This window comes from Nitrospirillum iridis (genome assembly GCF_014205765.1).
Taxonomy (GTDB): domain Bacteria; phylum Pseudomonadota; class Alphaproteobacteria; order Azospirillales; family Azospirillaceae; genus Nitrospirillum; species Nitrospirillum iridis.
Genome location: NZ_JACIIZ010000013.1, coordinates 221089 through 239849, shown reverse-complemented (window position 1 = coordinate 239849; position 18761 = coordinate 221089). Strand labels below are relative to the sequence as shown.

General features: G+C 67.2%; 1 protein-coding gene. It reads right to left on the bottom strand.

The features are described 5' to 3' along the window. Positions 1-18455: S-layer family protein (locus FHS74_RS21835; protein ID WP_184805121.1), on the bottom strand; the 18455-nt coding region annotated here is incomplete at its 3' end. Positions 18456-18761 lie beyond the last annotated feature (306 nt).

Genomic DNA, 18761 nt, shown 5'->3' with positions numbered 1-18761 from the left:
GTGCCGGTGATGGTGCCGTAGCTGACCAGGGTGCCGATCACCCCGGCGTTGGCCACACCCACGCCGCCGGCCATCACCCCCAGGGTGCCCAGCGTGCCGTTGCTGATCGAGCCGATGGTGCCCAGGTTGTTCAGCGCCGCGCTGGCGCCCGTCAGCACGCCGGTGTTGCTGAAGGACCCCAGGGAGCCCGTCGCCGCCACGTAGACCGCGTTGCTGGCGCTAATCGTCCCGCTGTTCGACAGCGTGCCCAGCGTGCCGCCGACATAGTCGTTGACGGCGTTCAGATAGAAACTGTTGCCACCGACGGAGCCCGTAACCTCCAGCCCCGTGAGGCCCGAGCCGTAGCTGAGGTTGGTGAAGGTGGAACCGGCACCGCCAGCCACCAGCGCGGCGCCCCGGCCTTGCCCCACCGTCAGGTTGATGGTGCCTGGCGTCCCGGTCAGGACGATGGTGCCGCCCGTCAGGCTGGCCGCCCCGCTGACCGCCAGCTGGCCGCCGCCGTAGGCGACCGACAGGGTGCCGGCCGACTGGCTATAGATGCCGGTGACGGCGATGGTGTTGTTCAGCTGAACCGAGGCGCCGCTGTTCACCAGGGTATGTCCGGTGACGTCGACCTGATCATTCAGCAGCAGGTTGCCGGACGCCAAGGTCACATTGGCGCCGGTGCCGCTGAGGGTGCCAATGCTGCCGGAGAAGCCGGTCAGGGTGCCGACGGTGGTGCCGGTGCCGCCCAGGAAGATCAGGGCGTTGGCGCTGGCGTTGGTGATGTTGCCGGCGATGGTGCCGCTGTTGACCACCGTGCCCAGGCTGCCGGCCGTGCCGACGTAGACCGCCAGTTCGCTGGCGGCGCCGGCGATCAGCCGACCGCTGTTCGCCAGGGTGCCCAGGCTGCCGTCAAGGTACAGCACCGCGAAGCCGGAGGGACCGGCGGTCAGCAGGCCACCGTTGGAGAGATTGCCCATCCCCCCCGCCAGCGACACACCCATCATGCTGCCGAAGATGGTTCCGGTGTTGACCAGGGCGCCATAGGTGCCGCCGCCCGCGACGCCCGTGCTGCCGCTGATGATCGTGCCATCGTTCAGGACAGTGCCGATGATGCCCTGGTTGAAGATGCCCAACTTGGCACCCAGCGTGCCGGTGTTGCTGAGCGTGCCCAGACTGCCGGAGGACGCGACGTAAACGGCCGTGTTGAAGCCGATGCTGCCCGTATTGCTAAGGCTGGCCAGCGTGCCGCCGATATAGTCATTGGCGTTGTAGGCCACATAGGCGAAGTACTCGCCCGAACCGGAGAGCGTGCTGGCCCAGCCCACAAGGGTGGTCGCGAACGCGGCCCCCCGGCTCATCGTGTCATGCGCGCCCACCCAATCCACCGGCGCGGTGAAGGTGGAGCGCGAATCCTCGGTTTGCACCAGCGTGAAGGTGTCGCCGACCAAGTAGTTGGCGTTGTTGCTCAGAGTGACGCGAACCTTGCCGCCGACAATGCTGGCCGAACCGGGAACGAAAAGCTGCCCGGAACCCGCGACGATATTCAGCGTCCCCGCCGTCTGGAGGAAATTGCCCCCCTGCAAGGTCGCCATCGAGCCGGAGAAGACGTAATGGCCCGCGATGCTGATGGTGCTGTCGAGCGTCAGGTTGGCGTTATTGATGACGGTATTGGTGCCGACGTTGAGGGTGTCGTTCAGCCACAGGTTGCCGCCGCTGAACACCAGGTTGCTGCTGGTGTTGCTGATCAGGCCCTGGCCACTGACACCTGTGAGCGTGCCCATCACCGTGCCGCTGCCGCCGCTGATGGTCAGGGTGTTGGCCGAGGCGTTGGTGATGTCTCCCCGGATCAGGCCGGCGTCCGCCAGGCCGCCCAGGCTGCCGCCAGCGGCGATGTACAGGGCGGCCGTGGTGCCGCTGATCGTACCGCTGTTCAGCAGGGTGCCCAGCGTGGCGTCGACATAAAACGCCTTGTTGGCGCCACTGATGGTGCCGCTGTTGCTGACCGTGCCGATGCCGCCGGTCATGAACACGGCGGTGGCGCCAGCGATGGAGCCACTGTTGGCCAGCGTGGCGATGCTGCCGCTGTTATGGAAGCCCCAGCTGGCGCCGCTGATGACGCCGGCGTTGGTCAGCAGGCCGATGCGCCCGCTGTTGCTGACGCCGCCGGTGCCGCCGGTGATCAGCCCGCCGCCGACGTTGGATAGGGTGGCGATGGTGCCGGCGTTGCTGAGGCCGGCCTGGACGCCGCTCAGCGTGCCGCTGTTGGACAGGCTGCCGACACTGCCCGACCCGCTGACATAGGCGGCGTAGCTGACGCCGCTGATGGTGCCAGTGTTGTCCAGCGTGGACAGCAGGGTGCCGACATAGTCGTTGCCCACCGCCATCAGCAGGTTGGTGCCGCTGGTGGTGCCGACCAGGGCCAGGCCGGTGACGCCCGAGCTGTAGGTCAGGCTGGTGTAGGACGAGCCGACGCCGCCCTGGATCACCGTGCCGCTGCCTTGGCCCACCAGGTAGTTGGCGGTGGCGGGGGCGCCGCTGAGGGCGATGGTGCCGCCGCTCACCACGGCGCCGTCGCTGACGACCAGCTTGCCCGTGCCGACGGCCACGACCAGCGTGCCCGCCGCCTGGCTATAGGCGCCATCGACGCTGATGATGCTGGCCAGGCCGATGGTGCCACCGGCGTTCACCAGGGTGTGGCCGGTCACGCTGACCATGTCGTTCAGCAGCAGGCCACCCGACAGGGTGACGTTGCCCAGCGTGTTGCGGATCACGCCGATGCCCGACTGCCCGGTCAGCGTACCCACCGTGCCGGCCGTGCCGCCGGCGATGGCCAGGTCATGGGCCGACAGGTTGTCGATGTTGCCCAGGATGGTGCCGGTGTTGACCAGCGTGCCCAGGGTGCCGGTGCTGTCGATCTTGATGGCGGTGGAGCCGGTCGCGGCGATGACACCGGCGTTGGACAGCAGACCCAAGGTGCCGCTGACATCGACCGCCATGCCGCCGACGATGGTACCGCTGTTGACCAGGCTCACGATCGTGCCGGCATCGCTGATACCGACCGACAATGCGTCGATGCGGCCGGTGTTGGTCAGGGTGGCGATGCGGCCGGTGGACGCGTTGCTGATCGCGACGATGCTGGTGGTGCTGATGGTGCCGGCATTGTTCAGCGCACCGATGGTGCCGCTGTTGTTCACGGCGATGAAGTTACCGAAGATCCGGCCGGTCGCCGCGTTGGTCAGGGTGTCGACCATGCCGGCGTTGCTAAGGCCGGTGCCGCTGCTGAGGGTGCCATTGTTCAGCAGCGTGCCGACGCTGCCGCTGCTGGCGATGTTGATCGGGGTGCCGGCGGTAAGGGTGCCATTGTTGGTCAACGTGGCCAGGGTGCCGCCGACATAGTCACTGATTGCCGTCGCCAGCAGGCTGATGCTGCCCGCGACCGTGCCGGTCCCGGCCTGCAAGGCCACGATGCCGTTGGCGTCGTTGACGGAGACCCCGCTGTAGGAGGAGCCGGCGCCGCCGGTGACCAGGGTCGCGACGACACTGCCCACCAGATAGTTGGCGGTGGCCGACAGGCTGCCGACGACGCTGCCACCGCTGAGGTTGGCGTCCCCGCTGACCACCAGGGCGCTGCCACCGACGGTCAGGAACAGGCCACCGGACGCCTGGCTGTAATTGCCGGTCACGGTGACGGTGTTGCTGAGCGTGATCGCCCCGCCGTTATTGACCAGGGTGTGGCCGGTGACGTTGACGGCGTCGTTCAGCAGCAAATTGCCGGACAGCACCAGGTCGCTGTGGGTATTGGTGATCGTGCCCTGGGTGCTGACGGTGTAGCCGGTCAGCGTGCCGACCGTGGTGCCACCGCCGCCAGTAATGCTCAGGGCATTGGCCAAGCGGTTGACGATATTGCCGGCGACGGTGCCGGTGTTGCCGAAGGACCCCAGCGTGCCGGCGTTCTCGATATCCAGGGCGACGGGGCCGGAGATGATGCCGCTGTTCAGCAGCGTGCCCAGGCTGGTGAAGACCTCCACCACCCCGAAATGGCCGGAACCGGTCGACAGGCCGTTGTTGGAGATGGTGCCGCTGTTGAACAGCGTGCCGACGCCGGCGCCATCGATGGCGATGGCGTACGTCCCGCCGGAGGTGATGGTGCCGCTGTTGCTCAGCAGGCCGATGGTGCCGACGTTGCTGATGGCGGTGGCGTTGGGCGTGCTGATCAGGCTGGCATTGGACAGCGTGCCGATGGTGCCAAAATTCTGAACGCCCCACTGGGTGGACTGCACCGTACCGGTGTTGGCAAGCGTGCCGATACTGCCGGTGGCCGCGATGTAGATCGCCGTGGCGCTGGTGGTCAAGGTGCCGGTGTTGCTGAGCGTCGCCAGCGTGCCACCGATATAGTCGTTGCCGACCAACGCGATCAGGTTGTTGCCGCTGGTCGTGCCGCTGGCCCCCGACAGGCCGGTCACGGTGCCGAAGCTGATGGTGGCGCCCGCATAGCTGGAGCCGACCCCGCCGGCGATCAGCGTGGCGGCGGCGGCACCCACGAGGTAGTTGCCGGTGCTGGACAGGGTGGCCAGCACCGTGCCGCCGGTGACGCTGGCGGCATCGGTCACCACCAAGCCGCCGGTGCCCAGGTCCAGGGTGCCCGCCGACTGGCTGTAGGCGCCGGTGATGCTGATGATGGTGGACAGCGCCAAGGAGGCGCCGCTGTTGCTGACCGTGTGGCCGGTGGCGACGATATGGTCGTTCAGCAGCAGGTTGCCGCCGGCGAACACCAGGTCGCTGCCGCTGGTGAGAAGGCCCTGGCTGGTCAGGTCATGTCCCGTCAGCGTGCCGACCGTGGCGCCGGTGCCGCCGACGATGGTCAGGACGCTGACGGGACTGTTGATGTTGATGGTACCGGCGATCGTGCCGCTGTTGGTCAGGCCCGCCAGCGTGCCGTAGTCGCTCAGCGCCTTGTCCGCCTGGATCAGGCCGCTGTTGATCAGCGTGCCGACACTGCCGGTGAGGTAGAGGGCGGAACTGCCGCTGCCGGACGTGCCGAGCATGACGCCGCTGTTGATCAGCGTGCCGACGGCGCCGGTGTTATCCAGCAGGAAGGCGACGTTTCGGCCCTGGATGGTGCCGCTGTTGTTCAGCAGGCCGATGGTGCCGGCGTTGCGCACGGCGAAGAAGGTGCTGCCGATGACGCCACTGTTGCTGAGCGTGCCGATGGTGCCGCCGCTGGCGTTCTGCACGGCGCTGCCACCGGTGATGACGCCACTGGTGTCGTTGATCAGTTGGCCGATGGTGCCCAGGTTGGCGACGGCGCCGCCAAAGCCGGCGCCGAGGCTGCCGCTGTTGGAGAGCGTGCCGATGAACCCGGTGGCCTCGACATGGACGCCGTTGGAGGAACCGGTGATGACGCCGCCGTCGTTGACCAGCGTGCCAAGGGCGCCCACCACATAGACACCCCCGCCTGAATTGCCGCCGGTCACGACGTCACTGTTGGTGAACGTGCCCAGGCTGCCCGTGCCGGCGATGTACAGGCCATATTTCGCGGACAGCGCGCTGCTGTTGCCGATGGACGCAAGCGTGCCGCCGACATAGTCGTTGCTGGCGGTCAGCACCAGCTGGTTGCCGGTTTGACCACTGGTGCTGGACAGGCCGGTGATGCTGTTGCTCATCACCGTGCCGGTACCGCCGAGCAGCAGACTGCCGGCGCTGACCAGGGTGTAGTCACCCGCCAGGTAGTTGCCGGTGCCGGACAGGCTGGCAACGATGCTGCCACCGGTGATGCTGGCGGCACCGCTGACCACCAGGCCGCCAGTGCCAATCGTTCCCAGGTTCAGCGTGCCGGCGCTCTGGCTGTAGGCGCCGGTTATGCTGACGATGGTGTTGAGGGCGATCGAGGCGCCGCTGTTCAGCACAGTGTGCCCGGTGGCGTCGATGGCGTCGTTCAGCAACAGGTTGCCACCGGCGAAGACGACATTGGCGGACGACGCCACCAGCATGCCCTGGCTGATCAGATCATATCCGGTCAACGTGCCGACGGTGGTGCCGCTGCCGCCGAAGATGGTCAGGACGTTGGCGGTGCCGTTGGTCAGGGTGCCGGCGATGGTGCCGCTGTTGACCAGCGACCCGATCGTGCCGCCCGCGTAGTTGATGGCCTGCCCGCTGCCGGAGATCAGGCCGCTATTGATGATCTGGCCGATGGTGCCGCTGGCGCCGATGGCCCAGTTGCCGCTGATCGTGCCGCTGTTATTCAACGTGCCGATCGAGCCGGAGGCGTTGATGGCCTCGTTGGTGGCCAGAATGACGCCACTGTTGCTGAACAGGCCGATCGTGCCCGTGTTGAAGACGGCGAAGAAGCCGGTGATGCTGCCGCTGTTGTTGAGCGTGCCGATGGTGCCGCTGTTGCCGAGGCCGCTGCTGCTGGATAGCAGACCGCCGCTGTTGGTCAGCAGGCCGATGGCGCCGGCGTTGCGCAGGTTGATGAAACCGCTGATCGTGCCGCTGTTGTCCAGCGTGCCGATGGTGGCGCCGGTATCGTTCTGGAAGGAATAGGACGCCCCGGTCACGAACCCGCTGTTGCTCACCGTCCCGATGCTGCCGCCATTGTACAGGCCATAGCCGGGAATAAGGCTGCCGTTGAGCGTGCCGCTATTGGTGAAAGTGCCCAGCGACCCGGTGCTGGCCACGTACAGGCCGTAACTGACGCCGGAGATGGTGCCGCCGTTGCCGAGCGACGCCAACGTGCCGCCGACATAGTCGTTGCCGACCAGCATGACCAGGTTGTCGCCGCTGGTCGTGCCGCCAGCCCCCAACAGGCCGGTCATGCTGCCCAGGGCGACGGTGACGCCCGCATAGCTGGAACCAGTACCCGCCGCGATCAGCGTGGCGGCCGGCGTGCCCACAAGGTAGTTGCCCGTGCTGGACAGGGTGGCCAACACCGTGCCGCCGGTGATGCTGGCTGCACCGCTGACCACCAGTTCAGCGCCGCCGCTAAGGGACAGGGTGCCGGCGCTCTGGCTGTAGGCGCCGGTGATGCTGATGATGGTGTTGAGCGCCAGCGCGGCGCCGGTGTTCAGCACCGTGTGGCCGGTGGCGTCGATGACATCGTTCAGCAGCAGGTTGCCCGAGGCGAACACCAGGTTGCTGCCGGTGTTGCTGATCGTGCCCAGCGCCGTGACGGTCTCACCCGTCAGCGTGCCGATGGTGCCACTGGTGCCGCCGCTGATGGTCAGGTCGCCGGCGCCGCTGTTGACGATGGCGCCGGCGATCAGGCCGCTGTTGACCAGCGACCCCAGCGAGCCGATGACGTGGAGGGCGCCGGAATGCGCGGTGATGGTGCCGCGGTTGATGAGCCGGTCGACAAAGCCGCCGCTGTCCAGCACCACGCCCTGCGCGCCGCCGCTGCTGGGCGAGTGGACGGCGTTGACCACGCCATCATTGACCACGGTGCCCACCGTGCCGCCGACATAGATGCCGGTGGAATCGTTGCCGCCGCTCAAGGTGCCGGTGTTGGACAGCGTGCCCAAGGATCCGGTGGCGGCGACGTAGAAGGCGGTGGCGGCACTGGCGATGGTGCCGCTGTTGGCGACGGTCGCCAGCGTGCCGCCGATGTAGTCGTTGGTGGCGGCGAACAGCAGGTTGCTGCCGCTGATGCTGAGGCCGCTGCTCAGGCCCGTGACGGCACTGGTCACCAGGGCGGCACCGCCCTGGATGGCGGAGCCGGCGCTGACCAGGGTGGTGGTGGTGGCGGCCAGGTAGTTGCCGGTGCTGGACAGGCTGGCGACGACGCTGCCGCCGGTGAGGCTGGCCGTGCCGCTGACGATCAGGCTGCTGCTGCCCGGGGTCAGGTTCAGCGTGCCGGCGCTCTGGGCGTAGTGGCCGGTGATGCGGACGATGGTGTTCAGCGACAGGCTGGCGCCAAGGTTGCTGACGGTATGGTTGGGCGCGAAGATGCGGTCGTTGAGCAGCAGGTTGCCACCGGCGAACACCAGGTTGCCCAGGGTGCTCATGATGGTGCCCATGCCCGACTGGCCGGTCAGCGTGCCGATGGTGCCGGCGGCACCGCCGCTGATGGTCAGGGTGGCGGCGGTCTCATTGTCGATGGTGCCCCGGACCACGCCGCTGTTGCTGAAGCCGTTGACCAGCGTCCCGGTCAGGTACAGCGCGTTGTTGCCGCTGATGGTGCCGCCCGCCAGGTTGATCAGCGTGCCCAGCGTGCCGGCGATGTTCAGGGCGTTGGTGGCGTTGGCGATGATGCCGCTGTTGACCAGCGCATCCAGCGTGCCGGACACCTGGATGGCGCTCTGCGCGGCGGTGATGGTGCCGCTGTTGTTCAGCGTGCCGACCGTGCCGCTGCCGTCGATGTAGATGCCCTGCGGGCCGCCATGGATGCTGCCGCTGTTGGTCAACAGCCCCATGGTGCCGTAGTCGGCAAAGCCGGCGGAGCCGGAACTGATCAGGCCGGCGTTGGACAGGGTGCCCAGGTAGCGGTCGTTCTGCGCACCGGCGGCGGTGCCGCCCAGGATGGTGCCGCCGATGGTGTTGATCAGCAGCCCGATGGTCGACTGGTTGCCCAGCGCCTTGACCGCGCTGGAGATCAGCCCGCTGTTGATCAGGGTGCCGACGCTGCCGTTGTTGCTCAGCCCGGTGTTGGATCCGGTCAGCGTGCCGCTGTTGGACAGGGTGCCGACGGTGCCGCCACCAGCCACGTACAGGGCGTAGCTGACGCCGCCGATGCTGCCGCTGTTGCCGATGCTGGTCTGGCTGTCGCCGATATAGTCGTTGCCGGCCACCGCCACCAGGTTGGTGCCGATGGTGCCGGCTGTCAGGGCCAGGCCGGTGATGCCGCCGCTGATGCTGGTCGTGATGCCGGTGTAGCTGGAGCCCGTGCCGCCCGCCACCAGGGTGTCGCCCGCGGCGGCACCGGCCAGATAGGTGGCCCCCGTCGCGATGCCGCTGGCGTTGGCCAGCACCGTGCCGCCGGTCAAGCTGGCCGTGCCGCTGACCACCAGGCCGCCGGTGCCCACGTCCAGGGTGCCGGCCGCTTGGCTGTAGGCGCCGGTGATGCTGACGATGGTGTTCAGCGAGAGGCTGGCGCCGGTGTTGCTGACGGTGTGGCCGGTGGCGTTGATGACGTCATTCAGCAGCAGGCCGCCCGAGGCGAACACCACGTTGCTGCCGGTGTTGCGGATCGTGCCCACGCCGCTCTGGCCGGTCAGCGTGCCGATGGTGCCGGGCGCCCCGCCGATGATGGTCAGGTCGTTGGATGAGGCATTGGTGATCGGCCCCATCAGGGTGCCGCTGTTGGCCAACGTCCCCAGCGTCCCTGTGCTGGCGATATACAGGGCGGTGCCGCCATTGGCGGTGATCAGGCCGCTGTTGGCCAAGAGGCCCAGCGTGCCGACCACATAGACGGCGCTGGCGTTGCTGATGGTGCCGCCCACCAGGTTGGCCAGGGTCCCCAGCGAACCGGTGATGTCGACACCGATGAGCGCGGTGTCGATGGTGCCGCTGTTGGTCAGCGTGCCGACACGGCCCGCCAGGTTGATGGCGCTCTGGCTGCCCGCCAGGGTGCCGGTATTGCTGATCGTGCCGACCGTGCCGGTCGATGCCACATAGATGGCGTAGCTGGCCCCGCCGATGCCGCCGCTGTTGGCGAGGGTCGCCAGCGTGCCGCCGACATAGTCGTTGGCGGCGAAGAACAGCAGGTTGCTGCCGCTGATGCTGAGGCCGCTGCTCAGGCCGGTGAGGGCGGTGGTCACCAGGGCGGCACCGCCCTGGATGGCGGAGCCGGCGCTGATCAGGGTGGTGGTGGTGTCGGCCAGGTAGTTAGCGGTGCTGGACAGGCTGGCGACCACGCTGCCGCCGGTGAGGCTGGCCGTGCCGCTGACGATCAGGCTGCTGCTGCCCGGGGTCAGGGCCAGGGTGCCGGCGCTTTGGGCGTAGTGGCCGGTGACGCGGACGATGGTGTTCAGCGACAGGCTGGCGCCAAGGTTGCTGACGGTATGGTTGGGCGCGAAGATACGGTCGTTGAGCAGCAGGTTGCCCGACGCGAACACCAGGTTGCCCAGGGTGCTCATGATGGTGCCCATGCCGGACTGGCCGGTCAGGGTGCCGATGGTGCCGGCGGCGCCACCGCTGATGGTCAGGGTGGCGGCGGTCTCATTGTCGATGGTGCCCCTGACCACGCCGCTGTTGCTGAAGCCGTTGACCAGCGTCCCGGTCAGGTACAGCGCGTTGTTGCCGCTGATGGTGCCGCCCGCCAGGTTGATCAGCGTGCCCAGCGTGCCGGCGATGTTCAAGGCGTTGGTGGCGTTGGCGATGACGCCGCTGTTGACCAGCGCATCCAGCGTGCCGGACACCTGGATGGCGCTCTGCGCGGCGGTGATGGTGCCGCTGTTGTTCAGCGTGCCGACCGTGCCGCTGCCGTCGATGTAGATGCCCTGCGGGCCGCCATGGATGCTGCCGCTGTTGGTCAACAGCCCCATGGTGCCGTAGTCGGCAAAGCCGGCGGAGCCGGAGCTGATCAGGCCGGCGTTGGACAGGGTGCCCAGGTAGCTGTCGTTCTGGGCCCCGGCGGCGGTGCCGCCCAGGATGGTGCCACCGGCGCTATTGATCAGCAGCCCGATGGTCGACTGGTTGCCCAGCGCCTTTACCGCGCTGGAGATCAGCCCGCTGTTGGACAGGGTGCCGACGCTGCCGTTGTTGCTCAGCCCGGCGTTGGTCCCCGTCAGCGTGCCGCTGTTGGACAGAGTGCCGACGGTGCCGCCGCCGGCCACGTACAGGGCGTAGCTGACGCCGCCGATGCTGGCGGTGTTGCCGATGCTGGTCTGGCTGTCGCCGATGTAGTCGTTGGTGGCGACGAACCCCAGGTTGGTGCCGACGGTGCCGGCCGTCACGGCCAAGCCGTTGATGCCGCCGCTGATGCTGACGGTGATGCCGGTGTAGCTGGAGCCCGTGCCGCCGGCCACCAGGGTATTGACCAACCCGGAGCCGGCCAGGTAGGTGGCCCCCGTCGCGATGCCGCTGGCGTTGGCCAGCACCGGGGCGCCGGTGATGCTGACCGCGCCGGTAACCACCAGTCCAGCGCCGCTGCCCAGGCTGAGGGTACCGTTGTTGGACTGGCTGTAAGCGCCGGTGATGCTGACGATGGTGTCCAGCGCCAGAAAGGCGCCGGTGTTCAGCACCGTGTGGCCGCTGACGTTGACATTGTCATTCAGCAGCAGGCCGCCCGAGGCGAACACCACGTTGCTGCCGGTGTTGCGGATCGTGCCCACGCCGCTCTGGCCGGTCAGCGTGCCGATGGTGCCGGGCGCCCCGCCGATGATGGTCAGGTCGTTGGATGAGGCATTGGTGATCGGCCCCATCAGGGTACCGCTGTTGGCCAACGTCCCCAGCGTCCCTGTGCTGGCGATATACAGGGCGGTGCCGCCGTTGGCGGTGATCAGGCCGCTGTTGGCCAAGAGGCCCAGCGTGCCGACCACATAGACGGCGCTGGCGTTGCTGATGGTGCCGCCCACCAGGTTGGCCAGGGTACCCAGCGAGCCGGTGATGTCGACACCGATGAGCGCGGTGTCGATGGTGCCGCTGTTGGTCAGCGTGCCGACACGGCCCGCCAAGTTGATGGCGCTCTGGCTGCCCGCCAGGGTGCCGGTATTGCTGATCGTGCCGACCGTGCCGGTCGATGCCACATAGATGGCGTAGCTGGCCCCGCCGATGCCGCCGCTGTTGGCGACGGTCGCCAGCGTGCCGCCGACATAGTCGTTGGCGGCGAAGAACAGCAGGTTGCTGCCACTGATGCTGAGGCCGCTGCTCAGGCCGGTGATGGCGGTGGTCACCAGGGCGGCGCCGCCCTGGATGGCGGAGCCGGCGCTGACCAGGGTGGTGGTGGCGTCGGCCAGGTAGTTGCCGGTGCTGGACAGGCTGGCGACGACGCTGCCGCCAGTGAGGCTGGCCGTGCCGCTGACGATCAGGCTGCTGCTGCCCGGGGTCAGGTTCAGCGTGCCGGCGCTCTGGGCGTAATGGCCGGTGATGCGGACGATGGTGTTCAGCGACAGGTTGGCGCCGAGATTGCTGACGGTATGGTTGGGCGCGAAGATACGGTCGTTGAGCAGCAGGTTGCCACCGGCGAACACCAAGTTGCCCAGGGTGCTGATGATGGTGCCCATGCCGGACTGGCCGGTCAGGGTGCCGATGGTGCCGGCGGCGCCACCGCTGATGGTCAGGGTGGCGGCGGTCTCATTGTCGATGGTGCCCCGGACCACGCCGCTGTTGCTGAAGCCGTTGAGCAGCGTCCCGGTCAGGTACAGCGCGTTGTTGCCGCTGATGGTGCCGCCGGCCAGGTTGATCAGCGTGCCCAGCGTGCCGGCGATGTTCAAGGCGTTGGTGGCGTTGGCGATGACGCCGCTGTTGACCAGCGTATCCAGCGTGCCGGACACCTGGATGGCGCTCTGCGCGGCGGTGATGGTGCCGCTGTTGTTCAGCGTGCCGACCGTGCCGCTGCCGTCGATGTAGATGCCCTGCGGGCCGCCGTGGATGCTGCCGCTGTTGGTCAGCAGCCCCATGGTGCCGTAGTCGGCAAAGCCGGCGGAGCCGGAACTGATCAGGCCGGCGTTGGACAGGGTGCCCAGGTAGGCGTCGTTCTGCGCCCCGGCGGCGGTGCCGCCCAGGATGGTGCCGCTGGCGCTGTTGACCAGCAGCCCAATGGTCGACTGGTTGCCCAGCGCCTTGACCGCGCTGGAGATCAGCCCGCTGTTGGACAGGGTCCCGACGCTGCCGTTGTTGCTCAGCCCGGTGTTGGACCCGGTCAGCGTGCCGCTGTTGGACAGGGTGCCGACGGTGCCGCCACCAGCCACGTACAGGGCGTAGCTGACGCCGCCGATGCTGCCGCTGTTGCCGATGCTGGTCTGGCTGTCGCCGATATAGTCGTTGCCGGCCACCGCCACCAGGTTGGTGCCGATGGTGCCGGCGGTCAGGGCCAGGCCGGTGATGCCGCCGCTGATGCTGGTCGTGATGCCGGTGTAGCTGGAGCCCGTGCCGCCGGCGACCAAGGTTTTGCCGGCCGAGGATCCGACCAGATAGGTGGCCCCCGTCGCGATGCCGCTGGCGTCGGCCAGCACCGTGCCGCCGGTCAGGTTGGCCGTGCCGGTGACCACCAATTCGCCGGCGCTGCCCAGGTTCAGGGTGCCGCCGGTCTGGCGGAAGGTGGCGTTGTCGATGGTGACGATGGTCGACAGCGTGATGTTGGCGCCGACATTGCTGACGGTGACGCCGCTGGCCTTGCCTATAATGGTATCGTTCAGCAGCAGGTCGCCGCTGGCGAACACCAGGGTGCCCAGGGCGCCGATGGTGGCCTGGTCGGTGATGGTGTAGCCGGTGAAGGTACCGACCGTCCCACCGCTGCCGCCGATGATGGTGCCGATGTTGGCGCCCAAATCCTTGGCGAGATTACCCTGGATCACCCCACTGTTGATGATGGTGGCGACAGCGCTGTCCAGGACATTGCCGGGGGAGGCCAAGGTGCCGCTGTTGGACAGGACGCCGATCTGGACGCTGCTGAAGGCGTTGCTGCCCCCTTCGATCCGACCCGTGTTCACCAGGGTCTGGATCACCCCGCCGGTGATCGCCCACCAACTGGCGCTGATCAGGCCGCTGTTGGTCAGGGTGGCGATGGAGCCGGCGTTTTTTATGCCGTTGCCACTCCCGGCCGTTATGATGGTGCCACTGTTGGTCAGTACCTGGATGACGCCCTGATTATTTAGGGCAGCATCGGTGGTCGCGCCGCTGATCCGCCCGCTGTTGGAAATGGTGGCGATGGTGCCGTAATTCTGCAGCCCATGGCCGCTACCGTCGCCCAGGGTGCCGGTATTGGTCAGGGTGCCGATGCTGCCGGTGGCGGCGACGTAGAGCCCGGTGCCAACGCTGGTGAGGGTGGCCGCGTTGGTCAGCGTCGCCAGCGTGCCGCCGACATAGTCGTTGCTGGCGACGAACAGCAGGTTGCTGCCGCTGATGCTGAGGGCGCTGCCCAGGCCGGTGATGGTGTTGGTCACCAGGGTGGCGCCGCCCTGGATGGCGGAACCGGCGCCGATCAGGGTGGAAGCACCGGCCAGGTAGTTGCCGGTGGCGGACACGCTGGCGACGACGCTGCCGCCGGTGAGGCTGGCCGTGCCGCTGACGATCAGGCCGCCGGTGCCGGCAGCGCCCAGGTTCAGGGTGCCGGCGCTCTGGCTGTAGGCGCCGGTGATGCTGACGATGGTGTTCAGCGCCAAGCTGGCGCCGTTGTTCACCACCGCCTGGCCGGTGACGTCGATGTTGTCGTTCAGCAGCAGGTTGCCACTGGCGAACACCAGATTGGACAGCGTGCTGACGATTCTGCCCATGTTGGTGACGGTGTAGCCGGTCAGCGTGCCGATGGTGGCGCCGGTGCCGCCGCTAATGGTCAGCGCATTGGCGCTGTGGTTGAGGATGTTGCCGGCGACCAGCCCGCTGTTGCTGAACCCGTTGACGATCGCGCCGGTCAGGGTCAGCGCGTTGGGACCACTGATGGTGCCGCCGGCCAGGTTGATAAGGGTCCCCAGGGTGCCGTAATTCGCGATGGCGTTGACATCGTCGCTGATGATGCCGCTGTTGCTTAAGGTTCCCAGCGACCCGGCGGTGTCGATGTAGACGCCCGCGCCCGTGCCGCTGCCGACGGTGCCGCCGTGGCTGATGATGGTCCCGGCATTGCTGATCTGACCTGCGGAACCCTGCGCGACGACGCCGTAGGACTTCCCGCTGATCAGTCCATTATTGGTGAGCAGGGTGAACTGGGTGTTCGCGCCGAACCACACCGCCATGCTGTTACTGCTGACGATGGTGCCGGTGACGTTGTTGACCAGGGTGCCAACGGAACTGAACAGGCCCATGCCGGCCGACGTCGTACCACGGATCACGCCGCTGTTGACGATGCGGTCAATGCGGCTGCCGTCCGCCATGTAGACGCCCATGGCGCCGCCAGAGAGCGTCCCGGCGTTGCTGAGCGTGCCCACGGACCCGCCTACGGTCCCGGTGTCGTCCATGGCGAAACCGCGGACGCTGCCGCTGATCGTTCCGCTATTGGTCAGGGTGCCGACCGTGCCGGTTGGGGCGATGTACACGCCGGTCGCGACACCGCTGATGGTGCCGGTGTTGCCGATGCTGGTCTGGGTGTCGCCGATATAGTCGTTGGCGGCGACAACCAGCAGGTTGGTGCCGATGGTGCCCGCCTTCAGGGCCAAGCCGGTGATGCCACCGCTGATGCTGCTGGTCAGGCTGGTGTAGCTGGATCCCGTGCCGCCGGCGACCAAGGTTTTGCCGGTGGAGGTCCCCACCAGATAGGTGGCCCCTGTCGCGATGCCGCTGGCGCTGGCCGACACCGTGCCGCCGGTCAGGCTGGCCGTGCCGGTGACCATCAATTCGCCGGCGCTGCCCAGGTTCAGGGTGCCGCCGGTCTGGCGGAAGGTGGCGTTGTCGATGGTGACGATGGTCGACAGTGTGATGTTGGCGCCGACATTGCTGACGGTGACGCCGCTGGCCTTGCCTATAATGGTATCGTTCAGCAGCAGGTCGCCGCTGGCGAACACCAGGGTGCCCGTGGCGCCGATGGTCGCCTGGTCGGTGATGGTGTAGCCGGTGAAGGTACCGACCGTCCCACCGCTGCCGCCGATGATGGTGCCGATGTTGGCGCCCAGATCCTTGGCGAGATTACCCTGGATCACCCCGCTGTTGATGATGGTGGCGACAGCGCTGTCCAGGACATTGCCGGGGGAGGCCAAGGTGCCGCTGTTGGACAGGACGCCGATCTGGACGCTGCTGAAGGCGTTGCTGCCCCCTTCGATCCGGCCCGTGTTCACCAGGGTCTGGACCACCCCGCCGGTGATGGCCCACCAACTGGCGCTGATCAGGCCGCTGTTGGTCAGTGTGGCGATCGTGCCGCCGTTTTGGATGCCATTGCCGCTGCCAGTGGCGATGATGGTGCCACTGTTGGTCAGCACCTGGATCACGCCCTGATTGCTCATGGCGGCCGTGGAACCGGTGCCGTCGATCCGCCCGCTGTTGGAAATGGTGGCGATGGTGCCGTAATTCTGCAGGCCATGGCCGCTACCGTCGCCCAGGGTGCCGGTATTGATCAGGGTGCCGATGCTGCCGGTGGCGGCGACGTAGAGCCCGGTGCCAACACTGGTGAGGGTGGCCGCGTTGGTCAGCGTCGCCAGCGTGCCGCCGACATAGTCGTTGCTGACGGCCAGCAGCAGGCGGCTGCCGACGGTGCTGCCGGAACTGGTCAGGCCGGTGATGGTGTTGATGGTGACCGTGGCACCGGCCAGCGACAGGCTGGACCCGCTGACCAGGGTGTAGCTGCCGGCCAGATAATTGCCGGTCGCGGAGAAGGTGGACAGCACCGTGCCGCCGGACAGGTTGGCGGCGCCGCTGACGAGCAGCCCACCCCGGGTGGGGTCGATGACCAGGGCGCCGGCCGTCTGGCTGTAGGCGCCGGTGATGCTGACGATGGTGGAGAGATTGATCGACGCGCCGTTGTTCGCCACCGTCTGGCCGGTGGCGTTGATGTTGTCGTTCAGCAGCAGGTTGCCGCCAGCGAACACCAGGTTGGACAGCGTGTTGACGATGCTGCCCATGTTGGTGACGGTGTAGCCGGTCAGCGTGCCGACGGTGGCCCCGGTGCCGCCGCTGATGCTGAGGACGTTGGTGCTGAGATTGACGATATCGCCGGCGATCACACCACCGTTGACCAGCGTGCCGATGCTGCCCGAGCTGGCATTGTAGATCGCCCGGTTTGCGCCGCTGATGGTGCCGGCGTTGCGGATCGCGCCGATGGTGCCAGCGTTGCTGATGGCGGTGTTTCCGCCATTGATGGTGCCGGCATTGCTGACCTGGCCCACGGATGTCAGTACGGCGATGCCGCCAACAGCGCCGCTGATCAGCCCGTTGTTGGTCAGTTGGCTGAGCCCCTGGCCACCGACGCCCAGCGCGGTGCTGTTGGTGCTGACGATGGTGCCGGTGACGCTGTTGATGATGGTGCCGACGGAACCGAACAGGCCCATGCCGGCCGACGTCGTGCCACGGATCACGCCGCTGTTGACGATGCGGTCAATGCGGCTGCCGTCCGTCATGTAAACGCCCATGGAGCCGCCGGAAAGCGTCCCGGCGTTGCTGAGCGTTCCCACGGACCCGCCGACCTGGGACCCGATGACGGTGTCGTCCATGGCGAAACCGCGCACGCTACCGCTGATCGTTCCGCTGTTGGTCAGGGTGCCGACCGTGCCGGTTGGGGCGATGTACACGCCGGTCGCGACACCGCTGATCGTGCCGGTATTGACGACGGACGCCAGCGTCCCGCCGATGTAGTCGTTGGATGCCTTCAGCACCAGGTTGTTGCCGACCATGGTGCCGCTGGCGGCCAGCGAGGGCGCCAGGGTGGTGGCGATGCTGACGCCGGTGTAATTGGACGCGCCGCTGGCCTGCACCAGGGTGGAGATCGCCGTGCCGGCGAGATAGTTGCCGGTGCTGGACAGGCTGGCCAGGATGGTGCCGCCGGTGATGCTGGCGACGCCGGTGATGGACAGCTTGCCCGCCGTGCCCAGCACGAGCTGGCCGGCCGCCTGGCTGTAGGTGCCGGTGACGCCGACCACCGTCGTCAGGGTCAGGTTGGCGCCGGCGTTGCTGATGGTGTGGCCGGTGGCGATGATCCGGTCGTTCAGCAGCAGGTTGCCCGAGGAGAACACCAGGTTGCCGGCGGTGACGGTGATGGTGCCCTGGTTGGTGAACGTGTTGCCGGTCAGCGTGCCCACCGTGGTGAGCGTTCCGCCGGAAATCGTCAGCGTGTTGCCGCCGCTGTACAGGATGTTGCCGGCGATGGTGCCGCCGTTCTGGATGGAATCGATGGTGCCGGCAAGGGTGTCGAACAGGGCGTAGCTGCTGCCCTGGATCAGGCGGGAATTGACGAGGGTGCCGATCGAGCCGCTGTTGAGGATGCCGTAAACGCCGCTGATCGTGCCGCTGTTGACCAGCCGGCCGATGGTGCTGCTGTCGCCGTTGGTGACGGCGCCAATCCCCGTACCGGCGATGAGGCCACTATTGGTCATCGTGCCGACGGTGCCGTAGTTGGCGAACCCGGAGTACGACGACAGGGTACCGGAGTTGGTCAGGGTGCTGATGAGGCCGTAATTTTTCAGGGCCGTGAGGCCGCCGGTCAGGGTGCCGCTGTTGGTGAGGGTGGTGATGGTCGAGTTGTTGGTGAGCACCGCGGTGCCACCGGTCAAACTCACCCGCACGCCGGAGACGATGGAAAAGACGGTGGCGACGGTGTTGTTGGATTGGGCAACGGTGGACGATGCCGAAATGGTGGTATTGGCGTGCGCCGTCTGGGCGGTCGCCAGAGCGATACCCACGGCCAAAAGGGAAGACCCCGCTAGCAGCGTCTTACCGTAATTCGCACGCTTCATCATCGCCCCGCTTGTCACGCCACATCACCAGGCACCAAGCGGCTTTACTCCGTCAGTCCACGCTCTTGTGACGCCCTGCGGATCGGCCACCCAGCCCACCCCACGCCCCAAACCGCCCCCAACGAACCAATCCAACCGGCCTGTCCCCTTGGGGCTTTCCGCCCAAAGACAGACGCCTGCCCAAAAGTGGAATACCCTCCTTCATCTTTTGATGGAGCCTAAGCAAGTATGTCAATCGCCTGATGACGGGATTGCGATTACGCATCCGAAAGGAATTAAAATTGCTTTCAATGGGTTCTTTAATTCATA